18 protein-coding genes are annotated in these 14,260 nt (G+C 63.7%); 8 read left to right on the top strand and 10 right to left on the bottom strand.

The window, feature by feature from the left end; genetic code table 11:
* The first annotated feature begins 1 nt into the window (after nt 1).
* The 3 genes from BMF35_RS02365 to BMF35_RS02355 all read left to right on the top strand — a co-directional run bounded on the left by BMF35_RS02365 (nt 2) and on the right by BMF35_RS02355 (nt 1,598).
* Entirely contained in the window at nt 2–847 is an 846-nt protein-coding gene (locus BMF35_RS02365; protein WP_047006758.1) for an undecaprenyl-diphosphate phosphatase, read from the top strand.
* A 209-nt stretch (nt 848–1,056) separates the two neighbouring features.
* Nucleotides 1,057–1,269 carry a hypothetical protein gene (locus BMF35_RS02360; protein ID WP_156172109.1) on the top strand — a complete coding sequence of 71 codons (213 nt, stop codon included), beginning with the start codon at nt 1,057–1,059 and terminating at the stop codon, nt 1,267–1,269.
* A gap of 83 nt (nt 1,270–1,352) precedes the next feature.
* Complete coding sequence (locus BMF35_RS02355; RefSeq protein WP_047006756.1) at nt 1,353–1,598, top strand: hypothetical protein; 246 nt, start codon at nt 1,353–1,355, stop codon at nt 1,596–1,598.
* Nucleotides 1,599–1,678: 80 nt separating this feature from the next.
* Here BMF35_RS02355 and phhA read toward each other — a convergent pair whose 3' ends face one another.
* Genes phhA through BMF35_RS02345 form a run of 3 tightly spaced genes read right to left on the bottom strand, consistent with a single transcriptional unit; the run spans nt 1,679 to nt 3,214 of the window.
* Nucleotides 1,679–2,650: a phenylalanine 4-monooxygenase gene (phhA, locus tag BMF35_RS02350; protein ID WP_052766119.1), complete on the bottom strand. Its 972-nt coding sequence runs from the start codon at nt 2,648–2,650 to the stop codon at nt 1,679–1,681.
* Between the two features lie 46 nt (nt 2,651–2,696).
* Nucleotides 2,697–2,873 carry a hypothetical protein gene (locus tag BMF35_RS13520; RefSeq protein ID WP_156172108.1) on the bottom strand — a complete coding sequence of 59 codons (177 nt, stop codon included), beginning with the start codon at nt 2,871–2,873 and terminating at the stop codon, nt 2,697–2,699.
* Between the two features lie 35 nt (nt 2,874–2,908).
* On the bottom strand, nt 2,909–3,214 hold the full coding sequence (locus BMF35_RS02345; RefSeq protein WP_047007521.1) for a hypothetical protein: 306 nt from the start codon (nt 3,212–3,214) through the stop codon (nt 2,909–2,911).
* Nucleotides 3,215–3,332: 118 nt separating this feature from the next.
* Here BMF35_RS02345 and recQ point away from each other — a divergent pair, with 118 nt between their 5' ends.
* The 5 genes from recQ to asd all read left to right on the top strand — a co-directional run bounded on the left by recQ (nt 3,333) and on the right by asd (nt 8,088).
* The gene (gene recQ / locus BMF35_RS02340) at nt 3,333–5,117 is read left to right on the top strand and encodes a DNA helicase RecQ (protein ID WP_047007520.1); all 1,785 of its coding nucleotides are present in this window, start codon (nt 3,333–3,335) and stop codon (nt 5,115–5,117) included.
* Nucleotides 5,118–5,171: 54 nt separating this feature from the next.
* On the top strand, nt 5,172–6,155 hold the full coding sequence (locus BMF35_RS02335) for a right-handed parallel beta-helix repeat-containing protein (protein WP_047007519.1): 984 nt from the start codon (nt 5,172–5,174) through the stop codon (nt 6,153–6,155).
* 62 nt (nt 6,156–6,217) lie between these two features.
* Complete coding sequence (locus BMF35_RS02330; protein WP_156172107.1) at nt 6,218–6,916, top strand: hypothetical protein; 699 nt, start codon at nt 6,218–6,220, stop codon at nt 6,914–6,916.
* A gap of 50 nt (nt 6,917–6,966) precedes the next feature.
* Complete coding sequence (locus BMF35_RS02325) at nt 6,967–7,230, top strand: DksA/TraR family C4-type zinc finger protein (RefSeq protein WP_047006754.1); 264 nt, start codon at nt 6,967–6,969, stop codon at nt 7,228–7,230.
* A 9-nt stretch (nt 7,231–7,239) separates the two neighbouring features.
* Nucleotides 7,240–8,088, top strand: a complete 849-nt coding sequence (gene asd / locus BMF35_RS02320) for an archaetidylserine decarboxylase (RefSeq protein ID WP_047006753.1) — start codon at nt 7,240–7,242, stop codon at nt 8,086–8,088.
* On the opposite strand, the gene ribA is transcribed toward asd, so the two are convergent.
* From ribA to pabB, 7 genes are all read right to left on the bottom strand, one after another.
* Nucleotides 8,085–9,119, bottom strand: coding sequence for a GTP cyclohydrolase II (gene ribA, locus BMF35_RS02315; RefSeq protein ID WP_156172106.1), 1,035 nt, complete (start codon nt 9,117–9,119; stop codon nt 8,085–8,087). The genes asd and ribA overlap by 4 nt on opposite strands.
* Nucleotides 9,120–9,151: 32 nt before the next feature.
* On the bottom strand, nt 9,152–9,943 hold the full coding sequence (gene xth, locus BMF35_RS02310) for an exodeoxyribonuclease III (protein ID WP_047006752.1): 792 nt from the start codon (nt 9,941–9,943) through the stop codon (nt 9,152–9,154).
* A gap of 322 nt (nt 9,944–10,265) precedes the next feature.
* Nucleotides 10,266–10,931, bottom strand: coding sequence for a LolA family protein (locus BMF35_RS02305; protein ID WP_047006751.1), 666 nt, complete (start codon nt 10,929–10,931; stop codon nt 10,266–10,268).
* Between the two features lie 99 nt (nt 10,932–11,030).
* The gene (rpmG, locus tag BMF35_RS02300; protein ID WP_047006750.1) at nt 11,031–11,198 is read right to left on the bottom strand and encodes a 50S ribosomal protein L33; all 168 of its coding nucleotides are present in this window, start codon (nt 11,196–11,198) and stop codon (nt 11,031–11,033) included.
* 132 nt (nt 11,199–11,330) lie between these two features.
* A complete protein-coding gene (gene arfB / locus BMF35_RS02295; protein ID WP_047006749.1) occupies nt 11,331–11,735 on the bottom strand; it encodes an alternative ribosome rescue aminoacyl-tRNA hydrolase ArfB in 405 nt (134 codons plus the stop codon).
* The gene (locus BMF35_RS02290) at nt 11,735–12,391 is read right to left on the bottom strand and encodes an RluA family pseudouridine synthase (protein ID WP_047006748.1); all 657 of its coding nucleotides are present in this window, start codon (nt 12,389–12,391) and stop codon (nt 11,735–11,737) included. The genes arfB and BMF35_RS02290 overlap by 1 nt, the downstream gene beginning before the upstream one ends.
* Nucleotides 12,392–12,421: 30 nt before the next feature.
* The gene (pabB, locus tag BMF35_RS02285) at nt 12,422–14,215 is read right to left on the bottom strand and encodes an aminodeoxychorismate synthase component I (RefSeq protein ID WP_047006747.1); all 1,794 of its coding nucleotides are present in this window, start codon (nt 14,213–14,215) and stop codon (nt 12,422–12,424) included.
* Nucleotides 14,216–14,260: the final 45 nt, after the last annotated feature.

Below are 14,260 nucleotides of genomic sequence, written 5' to 3'. Positions count from 1 at the left end.
CATGACCTTCCTCGAAATGCTGATCCTCGCCATTGTGCAGGGGATCACCGAATTCCTGCCGATCTCGTCTTCGGGCCACCTCATCCTGGTGCCGGTCTTCACCGGTGCGGAAGATCAGGGCCCGATGATCGATATCGCCGTGCATATCGGATCGCTGCTGGCGATCATGGTGTATTTCTTCCGCGATGTTTGGGGTCTGGCGCGCGGCGGCTTCGCGACGGTGGGCATCGGCACCGCGCCTGCCGAGCGCAAGCTGTTCTGGTGGATCATCCTCGGCACCATCCCTGCCGTGCTGGCGGGTCTTGCCATTAAGTCGGGCGCGTTAAACGATCTGGCGGTCGGCTGGTTCGGCATCACGCTGGTCGATGACGACCTTCTCGCTTCGCTGCGGCTCACCGACCTCATCGCCTTCAACCTGATCTTCTACGGCATCCTGCTGGGCCTGGCCGACAAGTTCGGGCGCGAGGATCGCAATTACGAGGATATGACCTGGCGGGATGGCTTGCTGGTCGGTCTTGCGCAGGCGCTGGCGCTGATCCCCGGCACCAGCCGGTCGGGCGTAACTATGACCGCCGCACGCACGCTCGGCTTCGGACGGGTGGAGGCGGCGCGCTTCTCCTTCCTGCTTTCCATTCCTGCCGTGGCGGGCGCAGGCGTGCTGATCGTCCCCGACCTGATGGATGCGGGCAGCGACATGGTGCGCGAAGCCTTCATCACCGGCGTGCTGACCTTCATCGCAGCCTTCGCCACGATGGCGTTCCTGATGAACTTCCTGAAGCGCGCTTCGATGATGGTCTTCGTCATCTACCGCATCGCCATGGGCGTGGTGCTGCTCTGGCTTTTCTAAACATAAGTGTAGAAATTTTCGCGCCAAGGAATCAGCATCTTACGCGATTGGTCCGGACAAATACCGCCTGAAACTGCGCGCCGCGGGGGAACAACATGGACTTTGGTCCCGTTGAATCGATGTACTGAAACGCATCGAGAGGCGCTGGAAAAGTGGGCTTTGTTTTCATGATACTGGTGGGGGCCATCAGTGGATGGCTTGCCGCATTCATGAGCGAGCTGACATCGCATCGCGTGCTGCTGCGCAATATCGCGCTCGGTATCGCTGGGGCGCTGCTTGCCGGTGGATTGATCGGCCCGCTCGTGGTGGAAGGCGACTTGCTGGCCGGGAACTATTCGGTCGCCCTGCTCGTCTTGTCCTGTGCCGGGGCGCTGTTGATGCTCCTCGCAACAAAGCTGTTGCAATCCAGCGATATGCGTTAAGCAGGCTGGGAATGCCTCAGGGACATTCGATGGGGCCGCCGAATTGATTCGGACAGGCCCTCACCTAATGAAGGGGAATACACATGAAGAAGATCATTGCTTTCGCATCTGCCGCAGCTCTGGGCCTGGGCGTCGCCGCATGCGACTCCGCCGCTGAAAACGAAGCGGAAGAAAACATCGAAGAGATGGAAGACAACCGTGACGCCATGGTCAACGACATGGAAGCCAGCGGTGAAATCACCGACGAGCAGGCTGACGCCATGGATGACGAAACCGATGCCATGGAAGAAAACATGGAAGAATCGGCTGACGAAATCGACGAGATGTAAGTCTCGCTCGAACGAGCAAAAAAAGGACCGGCGCTGGAGCGATCCAGCGCCGGTCTTTTTTTGGCTTAGAAAGAAGCGCCCTAGACCGGTTTTGCGCTGCTGCCCCTGCCGCCGCGCAGGAAATATTCCTGTGTGCCGCGATGCAGCACGTTATCGACATCGATCACCGCAGAATTAGCATAGGTGAAGCCTGCGCCAAGATTGCGGTACAGCCGGTCGAAATCGCGCTCCACCGTCTGGCGATAGAGATCGTCGAAGCTTTCGATCACGAAATAGGTCGGTTGCAGGTCGCTGATGACGTAATCGGTACGCATGACGCGATCGACATTCATCATGATGCGATTGGGCGATTGCCCCTCCAGCGCGAAAATCGCTTCCTGCGGGCCGGAGAGGATGCCGGCGCCGTAAATGCGCGGCTCGTTCTCTTCCATGATGAGGCCGAATTCCACCGTGTACCAATAGAGCGAGCCCAGCGCTTTCAGCTTGTTATAGCGCATCGCCTTCCATCCGGCGCGGCCATATTCCTGCATGTAATCGGCAAAGGTAGGATCGGTCAGCAGCGGCACGTGGCCGAACACGTCGTGGAACACGTCGGGTTCCTGGATGTAATCGAACGTTTCGCGCGTGCGGATGAAATTGCCGGCGGGGAAGCGGCGATTGGCAAGGTGCCAGAAGAACACGTGATCGGGGATCAGCATGGGCACAGGCACCACGCTCCATCCGGTCATCGCGCCAAGCTCCTCCGACAAGCGACCGAAATCGGGCACGCCGCCCTTGCCCAAATCGAGCTTCTCCAGCCCCCGCAACATGGCAGAGCATGCCCGGCCGGGCAGTATGTCCATCTGGCGGGCGAACAGGTCGTCCCAAACGGAATCGTCTTCGGTGGAATAGTCGGTCTGGGCGGGTTCCAGCCAGTCTTCGCCGATATGGTCGGGGCGCTGCAGAGGCGCCGTGAAGACACTATCCGCGACTTCGGGAAGCGCGGAATAATCGTGTTCGGCATTGCTGCCGGTTTCATCGCTCGGGCGAGCCAGTTCGGCGGTATCACTCATGGTCGCAGTATTTAGCACAGCCTCCGGAAGCGCGCCACATTTGCAATCAATCGGTTGCGTCCGGCTGGGCCGATGCATCGCCGCCATCCTCGGGCCGCTCCGACAGCATCTCGGCGGCATCGTCCAGCGCAGCCTGCTCGCCTTCGCTGGCAGGTGTCGGACCGCGAGACTCGCTATCGCTGCATGCGGCCAGCGCGCAAATAAGAAGGGCCGGACCTGCCAAGGCCCGGCCACATTTTTTCGTCGTGCCGATCGAAATCACTCGGCAGCGTTGTCCATCGTCGCCTGCGCCTCTTCGGCGGCGGCGAGTGCATCGTCGACGGTGGCCTGTGCAGCGTCGGCAGCCTCTTCGGCCTCTTCCTCTGCGACATTCATTTCGGCCTCGATGTCCTCGTCGCTCATAGCGGCGTCTTCATCGGCGACCGGATCGGGCGCATCGGCCATGGCATCGTCAGCCGGGACTTCGACCGTATCGGCCGTCGCCTCTTCCGATGCATCGGTGGTGTCGCCACAACCGGCGAGTGCGAAGGCGGACGCAGCCGCGATGAAAGCAAGTTTCTTCATGAGTAATCGATTCCCTTCGGTCCAAGATTTCCAAGCCATCCCATAGCCGAGCATTTTGCAGGTGGAAATGCGCTTGTCGGCGGTATGCGGCAGGCGCGGGACCTGCCACATGCAGGCCATGGCTCCGGCAGTGGATATGGAGGCGGCGCGAGACGCGCTACGCCGCATTTATGGCTTTGCCGATTTTCGCGGGCGTCAAGCCGACGTGATCGCGCGCGTGCTGGCGGGCCAGAGCACTCTCGCGGTCATGCCGACAGGCGCGGGCAAGTCGCTCACCTACCAGCTGCCCGCCACGCTGCTGGAAGGCACATGCGTCGTCATCTCTCCGCTGATTGCACTGATGCACGACCAGCTGCGCAGCGCGCGCGCCAATGGCATCAGCGCCGCCACGCTCACCAGCGTGGACGAGGACTGGCGCGAAACGCTGGACGCATTTCGCGCAAGCGAGCTGGACTTGCTTTATGTCGCGCCCGAGCGTGCAAGCCAGCAGGGCTTTCGCGATTTGCTCTCCAGCGCAAAGCTGTCTCTCTTCGCCGTGGACGAGGCGCATTGCGTTTCCGAATGGGGACACGATTTCCGCCCGGATTATCGTCAGCTGCGCCCGCTGATGGACGCTTTCCCCGACGTGCCGCGCCTCGCGCTGACGGCGACGGCGGACGAACATACACGCGCCGACATCCTCGCCCAGCTCGGCATTCCGGAAGAAGGGCTGGTGGTCGCGGGCTTCGACAGACCTAATATCCGCTACCGCATCAATCCGCGCGAGGCGCTGCCCCGCCAGCTTGCGCGGCTATGCGCGGAAACGCCGGGTCCGGGCATCGTCTACGCGCCCACGCGGCGGAAGGTGGAGCAATTGGCCGAGCAATTGGCCGAGCTGACCGGCAGGCCCGTGCTGCCGTATCACGCCGGTCTTCCGGCAGATGTGCGCGCAAAAAACCAGTCCGCCTTCGTCGCCAGCGAGGACATGGTGATCGTCGCCACCATCGCTTTCGGCATGGGGATCGACAAGCCCGATGTGCGCTTCGTCGCCCATGCTGGCGTGCCCAAGAGTATCGAGGCCTATTATCAGGAAACAGGCCGCGCGGGCCGCGATGGCGATCCGGCAGAGGCGGTCATGCTCTGGAGCGCGGGCGATTTTGCGCAGGCGCGCATGCGATTGGGCGAAGTCGGCAGTGCGCGCCAGCAAGGCGAACGCCAGCGGCTGGACGCGCTGGCGGGACTGGTGGAAACCCCGGGCTGCCGCCGCGCTGTGCTGCTGCGCCATTTTGGCGAGAATCCTCCTGAAACCTGCGGCAATTGCGACAATTGCCTCGATCCCCCAAGCGTGATCGACGTAACCGAGCTGGCGCGCAAATTCCTCTCCGCCGTCTATCGCACCGGGCAGAGTTACGGCTTCGGACATATCCAGAAAGTGCTGACCGGTTCTGCCGATGAGCGCGTGACCCAGCGCGGGCATGACAAGCTGTCGGTCTATGGCATCGTCGATGGCGAGGATGCACGGCTGTTGCAGCCGGTGGCGAGGGCGTTGCAAGTGCGCGGCGACCTGACGCAGACAGAGCATGGCGGCCTCTGTCTGTCGGGCGATGTGCGCGAGATACTTGCCGGAAATACGGACGTCGTCATCGCGAAACCGCCGGAGCGCGGGCGCGGGCGCAGACGGCGCGGTGACAGCACGCCCAATCCGGTGGGCGATCCGCTGTTCGATGCACTGCGGGCGTTGCGTCGCGACCTGGCTGCGGATGCAGGCGTGCCGCCTTACGTGGTGTTCCACGACGCGGCCTTGCGCGCGATGGCAGCGGGGCGGCCAGCCAATCTTTCTGAAATGAGCCAGATCCCCGGTATCGGCGAGAAGAAGCTGGCCGCTTATGGCGACGCTTTCCTCAAGGCCATTCGCGACAATTGAGCGGCAAAGGTTTAGCAGGCCGTTAACCATTCGCGGCTACGGCTAGCGTCCATGATGACGCAATCCGTACGCCCGCACGCCGCCCGCCTTCCAATCCGGTTGATCGGCGCGATATCGGCTTTGGCCGTGGCAGCGATCCCGGTAGCGGCGCTGTTCGCGCAGGAGCGCGCCGCCCCGTTCACGGTGGTGGAAACGGACCAGCGCTTTACCCGCCTGCAAGATGCGGTCGATGCCATCGGCGATGCGCGCGGCACAATTGCCATCGCGCCGGGCCGGTACGAGCAATGCGCTGTGCAGGGCGCAGGCGAAGTGTCCTTCCTTGCGACCGAACCCGGTAGCGTGATTTTTGATGGCGTGACCTGCGAGGGCAAGGCCGCGCTCGTGCTGCGCGGACGCAGTGCGGAAGTCGCCGGGATCATCTTCCAGAACATGCGCGTGCCCGATTTCAACGGGGCCGGCATCCGGCTGGAACGCGGCAATCTGACCATCGCCGAAAGCTGGTTCCGCGATAGCCAGCAGGGCATCCTGACGGCGCAGGACCCTTCCGGCCAGTTGGTCATCGACCGGTCCACCTTCACGCGTCTGGGCACGTGCGAGGGCCATGGTGGCTGCGCCCACTCGGTCTATACCGGCGATTACGGCCATGTCCGCATCACCCGATCCCGTTTCGAGGAAGGGCGAGGCGGGCATTACGTCAAATCGCGCGCCGCGCGCGTCGACATCGCCTCTTCCAGCTTCGACGATGCGGCGGGGCGCGGCACCAATTACATGATCGACCTGCCCGGCGGCGCGTCGGGCCAGATCAGCAATAACTGGTTCGTGCAAGGGGCCGACAAGGAGAATTACTCCGCCTTCATCGCGGTGGCCGCCGAAGGGCGTACGCGCGACAGCTCCGGCCTCAACGTCACCGGTAACGATGCCCGCTTCGCTACCGGCGTAGACCGCAATTCGGTATTCGTGGCCGACTGGTCCGGCGACATGGGCGGTGTGGGCGAAAACACGCTCGATAGCCGCCTGACCCGCTACGAAGTGCGATAACGGCGTTCAGAATCGGGAAAGCCACTTGGCGGCATTTTGATGTCATGTTTCGCCGCCTCTCATTGACGATTGCCGCAGCTGCCATCGCGCTCGGCGCGCCGGCCCTGGCCGACAGCTTCATGCCCCCTTCGGTGCAGGAGTATCGCTCCGCCAATGGGCAGGTTGTCGTCACCGTCATACCCACGATGTTGTCATGCGCGCCCGGAGAAGCCGATTGCACGCCAGCCGCCCGCGCGATCGTGGAGCGTGTTTTCGGCGATTATCGCGGCAATTCCCGCACGATCCGCCTGCTTAACGTGGAAGCGCCGAACTGGGTTCTCGTCACCGACGATGGCCAGCGGCTGCTGACGGTAGACGATTATGCATCTGCAGGCTTTGGCTACAACACGCTCGTCGTCTATGATGGCGAGGGCGCGGTGATCGCGCGCCATGCGCTGACCGACATCCTGCCCGAAGACTACATCGCCGGTTTGCCGCGCACCGCTGCAACGCTGCGTTGGTGGGGTGAGGCGCCGCGGATCGAGCCGGGGACGCGCCGCGCCATCATATCCGTCCTCAAGCCCGACCGGGATGGCGACATGCAGCGGGCCATGCGCGACGGCGGTATCGAAGTCACGCTGAACCTCGATACAGGCGTGATCGAGCGTCCGTCTGGCCCGGAATGGGAAAACGCGTTGAATTGCGCCCGAGCCAATAGCTGGCTGGTGTCCGATGCCGCGGCGGAGCGCGAACGGGCGCGCTATCGCAGGCTCTGCCGCTAGGCCGGAACGCGCCGCTGTCTTCGCCCGTTATCTGGGCAAGGAGCGATGCAATGGCAGGCGGATGGTCGCGCGATGGCGCGGTGCAGGATCAGATCGACGATACGGTGAGTGACGCGGTGGCCGCGGCCCGCGCACGGTTGCCCCGGGGCGAAAGCGCCGAATTTTGCGATATTTGCGGAGAGGACATTCCGGAGAAGCGCCGCATGGCCGTGCCCGGTGTGCGCACCTGCGTGCCCTGCCAATCGGGCCGCGATTCCGCAGTGCGCCATTCGGCCATCAATCGCAGAGGTTCCAAAGACAGCCAGCTGCGCTAAGGCCCGCCAATGTCCAAGCCATTCATCGCCTTCCAGAAAATCGTCCCTCACCATGCCGTGTCGCGCTTCGCTGGCCGGTTTGCTGGTTCGCAAAAGCCATGGCTGAAGGATCGGTTGATCCGCCGTTTCATCGCATCATACGATGTCGATATGAGCGAGGCGGCGCGGCCCATCGAGGCTTATGCGAGCTTCAACGATTTCTTCATGCGGGAGCTGAAGCCGGGCGCGCGCCCGCTCGCCGATGCGCGCGACAACGTGCTCAGTCCGGCGGACGGTGCCATCAGCCAGATTGGCCGGATCGAGGATGGCAGGATCTTCCAGGCGAAAGGCAGGCATTTCACCGCTGCACAGCTGCTCGGCGGCGATGATGCCGCTGCGGCGCGCTTTGCGGGCGGACATTTCGCCACGATCTACCTCTCGCCGAAAGACTATCACCGCGTCCACATGCCTGCCGACGGCGATCTGCAGTCGACCGTCTATGTTCCGGGCGACCTGTTCAGCGTGAATACGGTGACGGCGGAGAATGTTGACGGGCTGTTTGCGCGTAATGAACGGCTGGCCTGCCAATTCGATGGCGGGGCTCACGGGCAATTCGCCAGCGTAATGGTGGGCGCGATGATCGTCGCCGGGATCGAGACGGTGTGGCAGGGCCGCACCGAAACGCATCACCCGGAAGTCATCCGCCGCGACTTTGCCGATGGCGAGCGAACGCTGGCAGCGGGTGCGGAGATGGGCCGCTTCTTCCTCGGCTCGACTGTCGTGCTGCTGTTCGAGCCGGGCAAACTCACATGGGACGGCTCGCTGAAGGCTGGCGACAGCGTGCGCATGGGCCAGTCGCTGGGGCGCTGGGCCGGCTAGGCCAGCAAGTGCCCGGCGCGGTCGCGCTTGGTATCGAGATAGCGGCGGTTGTGCGGATTGGCGGGCAGTTCGTGCGGCACCCGTTCGCTTACGCGCACGCCGGCATCCTCCAGCGCCACGACCTTTTCCAGATTGTTGGTCATCAGCCGTACGTCACCCACGCCCATCAGATAGAGCATGCGCGCGGCGAGCGGAAAATCGCGCGCTTCTTCGGGCAGGCCGAGGCGGCGGTTAGCTTCCAGCGTATCGAAACCTTCATCCTGCAAGCGATAGGCGCGCAGCTTGTTGATGATGCCGATGCCGCGCCCTTCCTGCCGCATGTAGAGGAGCACGCCCCATCCACCCTTGCTTGCCTCGGCCGACATGGCGGCAAGGGCCGCGTCGAGCTGCGGTCCGCAATCGCATTTGAGGCTGCCGAAAATGTCGCCCGTGAGGCATTCGGAATGCAGCCGCACCAGCGGCACACGCTCGCTTGTGCGATGGCCGAGGACCAGCGCGACATGCTCGCGCATGTCGCCGGGTGAGCGGAAGGCGATGATTTCAGCCTCCTCCTCCGCAGCAATGGGGAGGCGCGCGCGCGTGGCAATGCGTAGATTCGCCGGATCGGCCCAGAGCTCGAGATCGTCCGGCTGCAACATGACCGGCGCGTCACCGGATGCCGGATCGACGAGAAAGGCGGGCAGGATCCCGGCGATGCGTGCCAGTTCCATCGCGGTTTCGGCTGCGTGCAACCACGCCAGCGGCTCCGCGCGGAACGGACCTTTCAGCGGGTTGACCGGATCGAGCGCCGGATCGGCGACCGGCAGGGCGGCGGCGAGGTCCAGCGCATCGGCTGCGCGCATCAGCACCGGCGAATGCCCGTCCGCCGCATCGCGCTGGTTCGCCAGCTTAAGCGTCTGCGCGCGCGCGGCGGAAACCAACAGGTGGTCGGATGCTGCATCGCCCGACGCCGTTTCGACCGGCAGCAGCACCGGCGTATCGCCGATGCGGATCGGCCAGCCATGGCGCAGCGCATCCACGGCCTGCGCCACGCGGCGCTGCGCAGCGGAGGCATCGAGCTCGCTCAGATGTCGAACTCCGTCAGCAGCGGCACGTGGTCGCTCGGCTTTTCCCAGTCGCGCGCTTCCTCCAGCACGCTGTGCGCGGTCGCCTGCTTTGCCAGTTCGGGTGACGCCCACATATGATCGAGCCGCCGCCCGCGATCGTTCACTTTCCAGTCTTTCGAGCGATAGCTCCACCAGCTGTAATAGCGCTCCGGATCGGGAATATGCTGGCGGCCGATGTCGTCCCACCCATGCGCATCCATGAAGCGCTGCAGGCTTTCGACTTCGACGGGCGTATGGCTGACGACTTTCAGCAGCTGCTTGTGGCTCCACACATCGCTTTCGAGCGGCGCGATGTTGAAATCGCCGACGATCAGCGTGGGCCGGTCCACCGTGTCGGCCCAGCGTGTCATGCGCTCGAGGAAATCGAGTTTCTGGCCAAACTTCACGTTCTGCTCGCGGTCGGGAATGTCGCCGCCTGCGGGCACGTAGACATTCTCGACGATCATGCCGTCATGCTCGGGCAGTTCCACGCCGACATGGCGCGCCTCGCCATTGTCCTGCCAGTCATGGCGCGAAAATTCTTGGATCGGCACGCGGCTGACCGTGGCAACGCCGTGATAGCCCTTTTGCCCATGCACCGCAGTGTGCTCGTACCCCAGTTCGGCGAAGGCCTTGTAGGGGAACTGGTCCTCCTGACATTTGATCTCCTGAAGGCACAGCACGTCGGGCGCGTGCTCTTTCAGGTAGCGCGCCACAATGGGCATGCGCAGGCGGACGGAGTTGATATTCCAGGACGCGACAGAAACCATGGCCGAAGCATCTAGGGGGCCATCCTCGCCCGGTCCAGTGCCGGTAGGACACGACATCGCGGCATGGCATGGATGTGGCCTGTCATCGCGCCCGGATTACGAGCACATAAAAACCCCTGTCGCGGGGGCATATGCGACAGGGGTTCCTATTGAGCGTTCGTCACGCTTCACAAGACACGCAGGCTTTCGAGGATCGAGCAACAGGGGGGAAACCCGCCTCACCGCGTATCTATGATTAAGAAATTACGCCTATTTCCCTGTCCCGCCAATGAATTTCGCGCGCGTTTTGTCGTAAATATACAACCGCTGGGCGGCTGCCCGATCAGCCGGGGCGACGAGTGGAACGGCGCGGATCGCGATAGCGGAATTCGCTATCGGAAACGCTCATGCCATAACGATGATTGCGCAAGCGCACGGTCGTGCGCTCGTTTTGTGCATCCAGCGCTACCCAGCTTGTCAGTTCCAGACCACCGGGCGCTCCGCCGCTTTCGACGAAAATCAGGCGGATGGTCCCGAATTCGGGGCGCGAGGGGTCGGCGACTTCGATGCTGATGGCGCCGCTGCGCGCTTCGACCACACGGCCATAGCGGCGCATGTCGCGGTTCGGATCGAGCAGTGCGCCAAGCGGCGAGTCGCTGATCGGCCAGCGTTCGACCTGGTTCACGTCGTAATCCACCAGTGTCAGCGAACGCCCGTTGGAGACGACGAGCATGTTGACATCGTCGCTATATTCGAAGCGGATCTTGCCCGGGTTCTTCAGCGTCAGCTCTCCGGCAACGACATTGCCGGCGCGGTCTGTCTGCGTGAAATCGGCGCGCATCGTGGTGATGGCGCGCAGGGCGCGGGTCGCACGGTCGAGCTGGTCCGTCTGCGACTGCGCAATGGCTGTCTGCGCGGGCACGGCCAGCGATGCGGGGACGGCAAGCGCCAGCGAGCCGACGATTGCGGCGGTCACGGGCTTGCGGAAAAGATTTTTCACGGTGGTCATACTCCATGCCAATAGTGGCGGAGCTTTGAACCGTCACTGAATTGCGGTGGTTCCCGCCATTCAGCAAATCCGGCGATCAGTGGGCGCGGCCAAGCCGGCTTACTTGATCTTGCCTTCCTTGTACTCGACGTGCTTCTTCGCGATCGGGTCGTACTTGCGGAAGACGAACTTCTCGGTGTGGTTGCGCGGGTTCTTCTTGGTCACATAGAAGTGGCCGGTATCCGCGGTCGAGTTAAGACGGATCTTGATGGTTGCGGGCTTCGCCATGGTCTTGCCTTCGAAAACTGGTGAGGGACCATAGCGGTCCGGAAAAAATACAGGCGACGCAGCGCGCCGCCCTTCAAGGGCGCGCCAATGGGAGAGAATCGGGGAAAAGTCAAGCGTGACGAGCCGCGCCTGCTACATCTCGATCTTGCCGCGCAGCGCCTTTTTCTCCCCGCGCGCCTTCTTGCTGGCGAGCCGCTTGGTCTTGCCGACGCGATTGACGCGGGTACGGGCGCGTTTCTTCGGCTCTTTCAGCGCATCTTCGATTAGCTGGGCGAGCCTTTCGCGCGCCTCGCGCCGATTCGCTTCCTGCGTACGGTGATTGCGCGCATCGATCACGATTTCGCCCGCGATGTTGAGGCGGTTGCCGGCCAGGTCCTTCAGCCGGTGGAAGACGCGCGGCGGCAGGCCTAGAGCGTAGATGTTGACGCGCAGCTGCACCGCGGTCGCCACCTTGTTGACGTTTTGTCCGCCCGGGCCCGACGCGGCGATAAAGCTCTCCTCGGCAAGGGCATTCGCCTTATCGAGGATGTCGCCCATTATTCGGCCCCAAGGCCCGCGAAGTCTGCCGGGAGCGGTGCCTCGGCAGTAATGTCCGGCTTGCCCTCGCGCGTGATTACCAGCGCGCTGGCATGAAGCATGGTGCGGCCGACCCGCGCATCCTTGTGGCCATAGACCGGATCGCCCAGCAGCGAGCGTTTGAAGGTGTGCTCCGCATGAACGCGGATCTGGTGCGTGCGACCTGTTTCGGGGCGAAACTCCACCAGCGTCAGCCCGCCGGGCAGTTCGGCCCGCTTGGTCCAGTGCGTGATGGAGGGCTTGCCCTTCTTCGCCGGTATCATCCGCCAGCCGCGCGCCTCGCTGCTGACCTTGGCGAGCGCGATGTCGATCGTGCCTTCTTCACCCTCCACCGGCCCGGCCACAATGCCGAGATAGGTCTTGGTAACGGCCTTTTCCTCGAAGGCCCGGTTGAAGCGTTTGAGCGCCTTGGGATTGCGCGCGAGCAGCAGGCAGCCCGACGTATCGGTATCGAGCCTGTGCACCGGCACGGGCTGGCGCTGGAAGCCGAGGCGCAAGCTATCGAGATGGTCGGTGAGCGCAGGTCCGCCCTTGCGCGGCGTCTCGATGGGAAGGCCGGCAGGCTTGTCGATGACGAGCGCTTCGCCGTCTTCGAAGAGGATGGGAATGTGAGTCACCCCAGCCCCTTACACGCTCGGGGCGGTCGTTCAAATCAGCGCGGCAGGCAGCAGCCCACGCAGGGCGTTCCCGATAAAGAAGCCATCCGCCAGATCTTCAAGCCTGAGTTCCGCCTCACGCGCTCGGCCATCCTCGATCAGCGAGCGGCGCAACACGCCCGGCAGCAAGCCCAGTGCAAGCGGCGGGGTCAACAGTATGTCGTCGCGCTTGATGAAGATGTTGGTCCAGCAGCCTTCGGTCAGCAGGCCGTCCTCCCGCACCAGCAGGGCCTCCTCGGTTCCGGCGTCGCGCGCGACGGACAGCGCATCGTCATAGAAGTGCCGGTCGGTGCTCTTGTGCCGCAAGCGCCAGTCATGCGGTACGGTCGGGTGCGGCAAGGCGATACACCGCACAGGCTCCGTCAAAGCGTCGGGCATGGGATGCGCTTCGAGCGACGTCGCGCCGGAGCGAGAGAGGAGCAGCCGCAGCTTTGCGTCCTTTTCAAGCTCGAAGCAGAGCGCCTGGATACGGTTGCGCGTTTCATGCCGGTCGAAAGCAAAGCCCAGCGCCGCAGCGCTTTCCTTCATGCGCTCCAGATGCAGTTCCAGCAGCGGCATGCCGTCCACGGCGGAAAAGCGCATCGTCTCGATCAGGTCGTGCCCGCCCGCAGCGCCGCGCACGAATGCACCTTTGACGAGACACTCGCGCCATTCCTCCATGCCGTCGCTATCGGCCACGATCGCTCCGCCCACACCGAGTACCGCCTTGTGGCGCTCGTTCTCGCCCGGCGTCAGGCGGATGGTGCGGATGGCGACATTGAACGCGGCATGGCCATTGGGATCGATGCGTCCGATTGCGCCGCAATATGGGCCGCGCGGATCGCGTTCGACTTCGGCGATCAGTTCCATGGCGCGGATCTTGGGCGTGCCGGTGATGGAGCCGCAGGGAAACAGCGCGCGCACCATGTCCATCGCGCCTTTGCCTTCCGCCAGCGTGGCGTGGACGGTGCTGACCATCTGGTGCACCGTGGGATAGCTCTCTACCGCGAAGGGCGCCTCGACCTGCACGCTGCCCGGCTCGGCCACGCGGGAAAGATCATTGCGCATCAGGTCGACGATCATCAGGTTCTCGGCCTTGTCCTTGGCGGAATGTGCCAGCTCTTCCGCCATGGCGCGGTCCTGCGCCGCATCGGCAGCGCGCGGCCGCGTGCCTTTCATCGGCTTGACCCGCGCGCTCTTGCCCTTAAGCGACACGAACAGTTCGGGGCTGAAGGATAGCAGCCAGTCCGACCCGTCGAAGATCAGTCCGCCATAGCCCGCCGCCGCATCCGGGCGGATTGCGGCATAGATCGCGGCAGGGTGCCCACGCGCCGGTCCGGCCAGCGGGAAAGTGAGATTGGCCTGGTAGATATCGCCCGCGCGGATCGCCTCCTGCAGGCGGTCGAAGGCATCGAGATAGGCGCCGGTCGAGATTTGCGGATCGAGCGGGCCGATGCTCGCCCGCCCGCCGGCACGCGCGGCCAGCCAGTCCGGCATGTCGGCGGCAGGAATGGTCCCGGGCGCGTCGAACAGGCCCAGCCAGACCAGCGGCCCGTCACCCCCGGAACGCTTCGCTGCAAGCCCTTGCAACCGCTCTTCCAGCGCAAGGCCTGCTTCATAAGCGATGTAGCCAGCCAGATGCTTGCCGCTCTCCGAGCGCGCGGCTTCCGCCTGTGCCAGAACGCGCTCCACATCCCCGGGACGGCGCGCCACGAAAACCTGGCTCGGACCGGTAAAATACTGCGCATCGCTCGCGCCGCTCTCACGCGCATCGTCGAGCAATACGAAGGGGGACTTGCCATCCATCGTCGTGGCTCTAGTTTCCGCGCAAACTAACCGCAACACGCGAAT

Source organism: Aurantiacibacter gangjinensis (assembly GCF_001886695.1).
Classification (GTDB): Bacteria; Pseudomonadota; Alphaproteobacteria; order Sphingomonadales; family Sphingomonadaceae; genus Alteraurantiacibacter; species Alteraurantiacibacter gangjinensis.
Note: the sequence above shows the minus strand (reverse complement) of the source record. Positions and strands in the feature narration are given on the sequence as shown.

Excerpts from the sequence above, each read along its gene's own strand:
- BMF35_RS02365 (WP_047006758.1), top strand. The coding sequence starts at position 2 with ATGACCTTCCTCGAAATGCTGATCCTCGCCATTGTGCAGGGGATCACC.
- BMF35_RS02360 (WP_156172109.1), top strand. The coding sequence starts at position 1,057 with ATGAGCGAGCTGACATCGCATCGCGTGCTGCTGCGCAATATCGCGCTC.
- BMF35_RS02355 (WP_047006756.1), top strand. The coding sequence starts at position 1,353 with ATGAAGAAGATCATTGCTTTCGCATCTGCCGCAGCTCTGGGCCTGGGC.
- phhA (WP_052766119.1), bottom strand. The coding sequence starts at position 2,650 with ATGAGTGATACCGCCGAACTGGCTCGCCCGAGCGATGAAACCGGCAGC.
- BMF35_RS02345 (WP_047007521.1), bottom strand. The coding sequence starts at position 3,214 with ATGAAGAAACTTGCTTTCATCGCGGCTGCGTCCGCCTTCGCACTCGCC.
- recQ (WP_047007520.1), top strand. The coding sequence starts at position 3,333 with ATGGCTCCGGCAGTGGATATGGAGGCGGCGCGAGACGCGCTACGCCGC.
- BMF35_RS02335 (WP_047007519.1), top strand. The coding sequence starts at position 5,172 with ATGACGCAATCCGTACGCCCGCACGCCGCCCGCCTTCCAATCCGGTTG.
- BMF35_RS02325 (WP_047006754.1), top strand. The coding sequence starts at position 6,967 with ATGGCAGGCGGATGGTCGCGCGATGGCGCGGTGCAGGATCAGATCGAC.
- asd (WP_047006753.1), top strand. The coding sequence starts at position 7,240 with ATGTCCAAGCCATTCATCGCCTTCCAGAAAATCGTCCCTCACCATGCC.
- xth (WP_047006752.1), bottom strand. The coding sequence starts at position 9,943 with ATGGTTTCTGTCGCGTCCTGGAATATCAACTCCGTCCGCCTGCGCATG.
- BMF35_RS02305 (WP_047006751.1), bottom strand. The coding sequence starts at position 10,931 with ATGACCACCGTGAAAAATCTTTTCCGCAAGCCCGTGACCGCCGCAATC.
- rpmG (WP_047006750.1), bottom strand. The coding sequence starts at position 11,198 with ATGGCGAAGCCCGCAACCATCAAGATCCGTCTTAACTCGACCGCGGAT.
- arfB (WP_047006749.1), bottom strand. The coding sequence starts at position 11,735 with ATGGGCGACATCCTCGATAAGGCGAATGCCCTTGCCGAGGAGAGCTTT.
- pabB (WP_047006747.1), bottom strand. The coding sequence starts at position 14,215 with ATGGATGGCAAGTCCCCCTTCGTATTGCTCGACGATGCGCGTGAGAGC.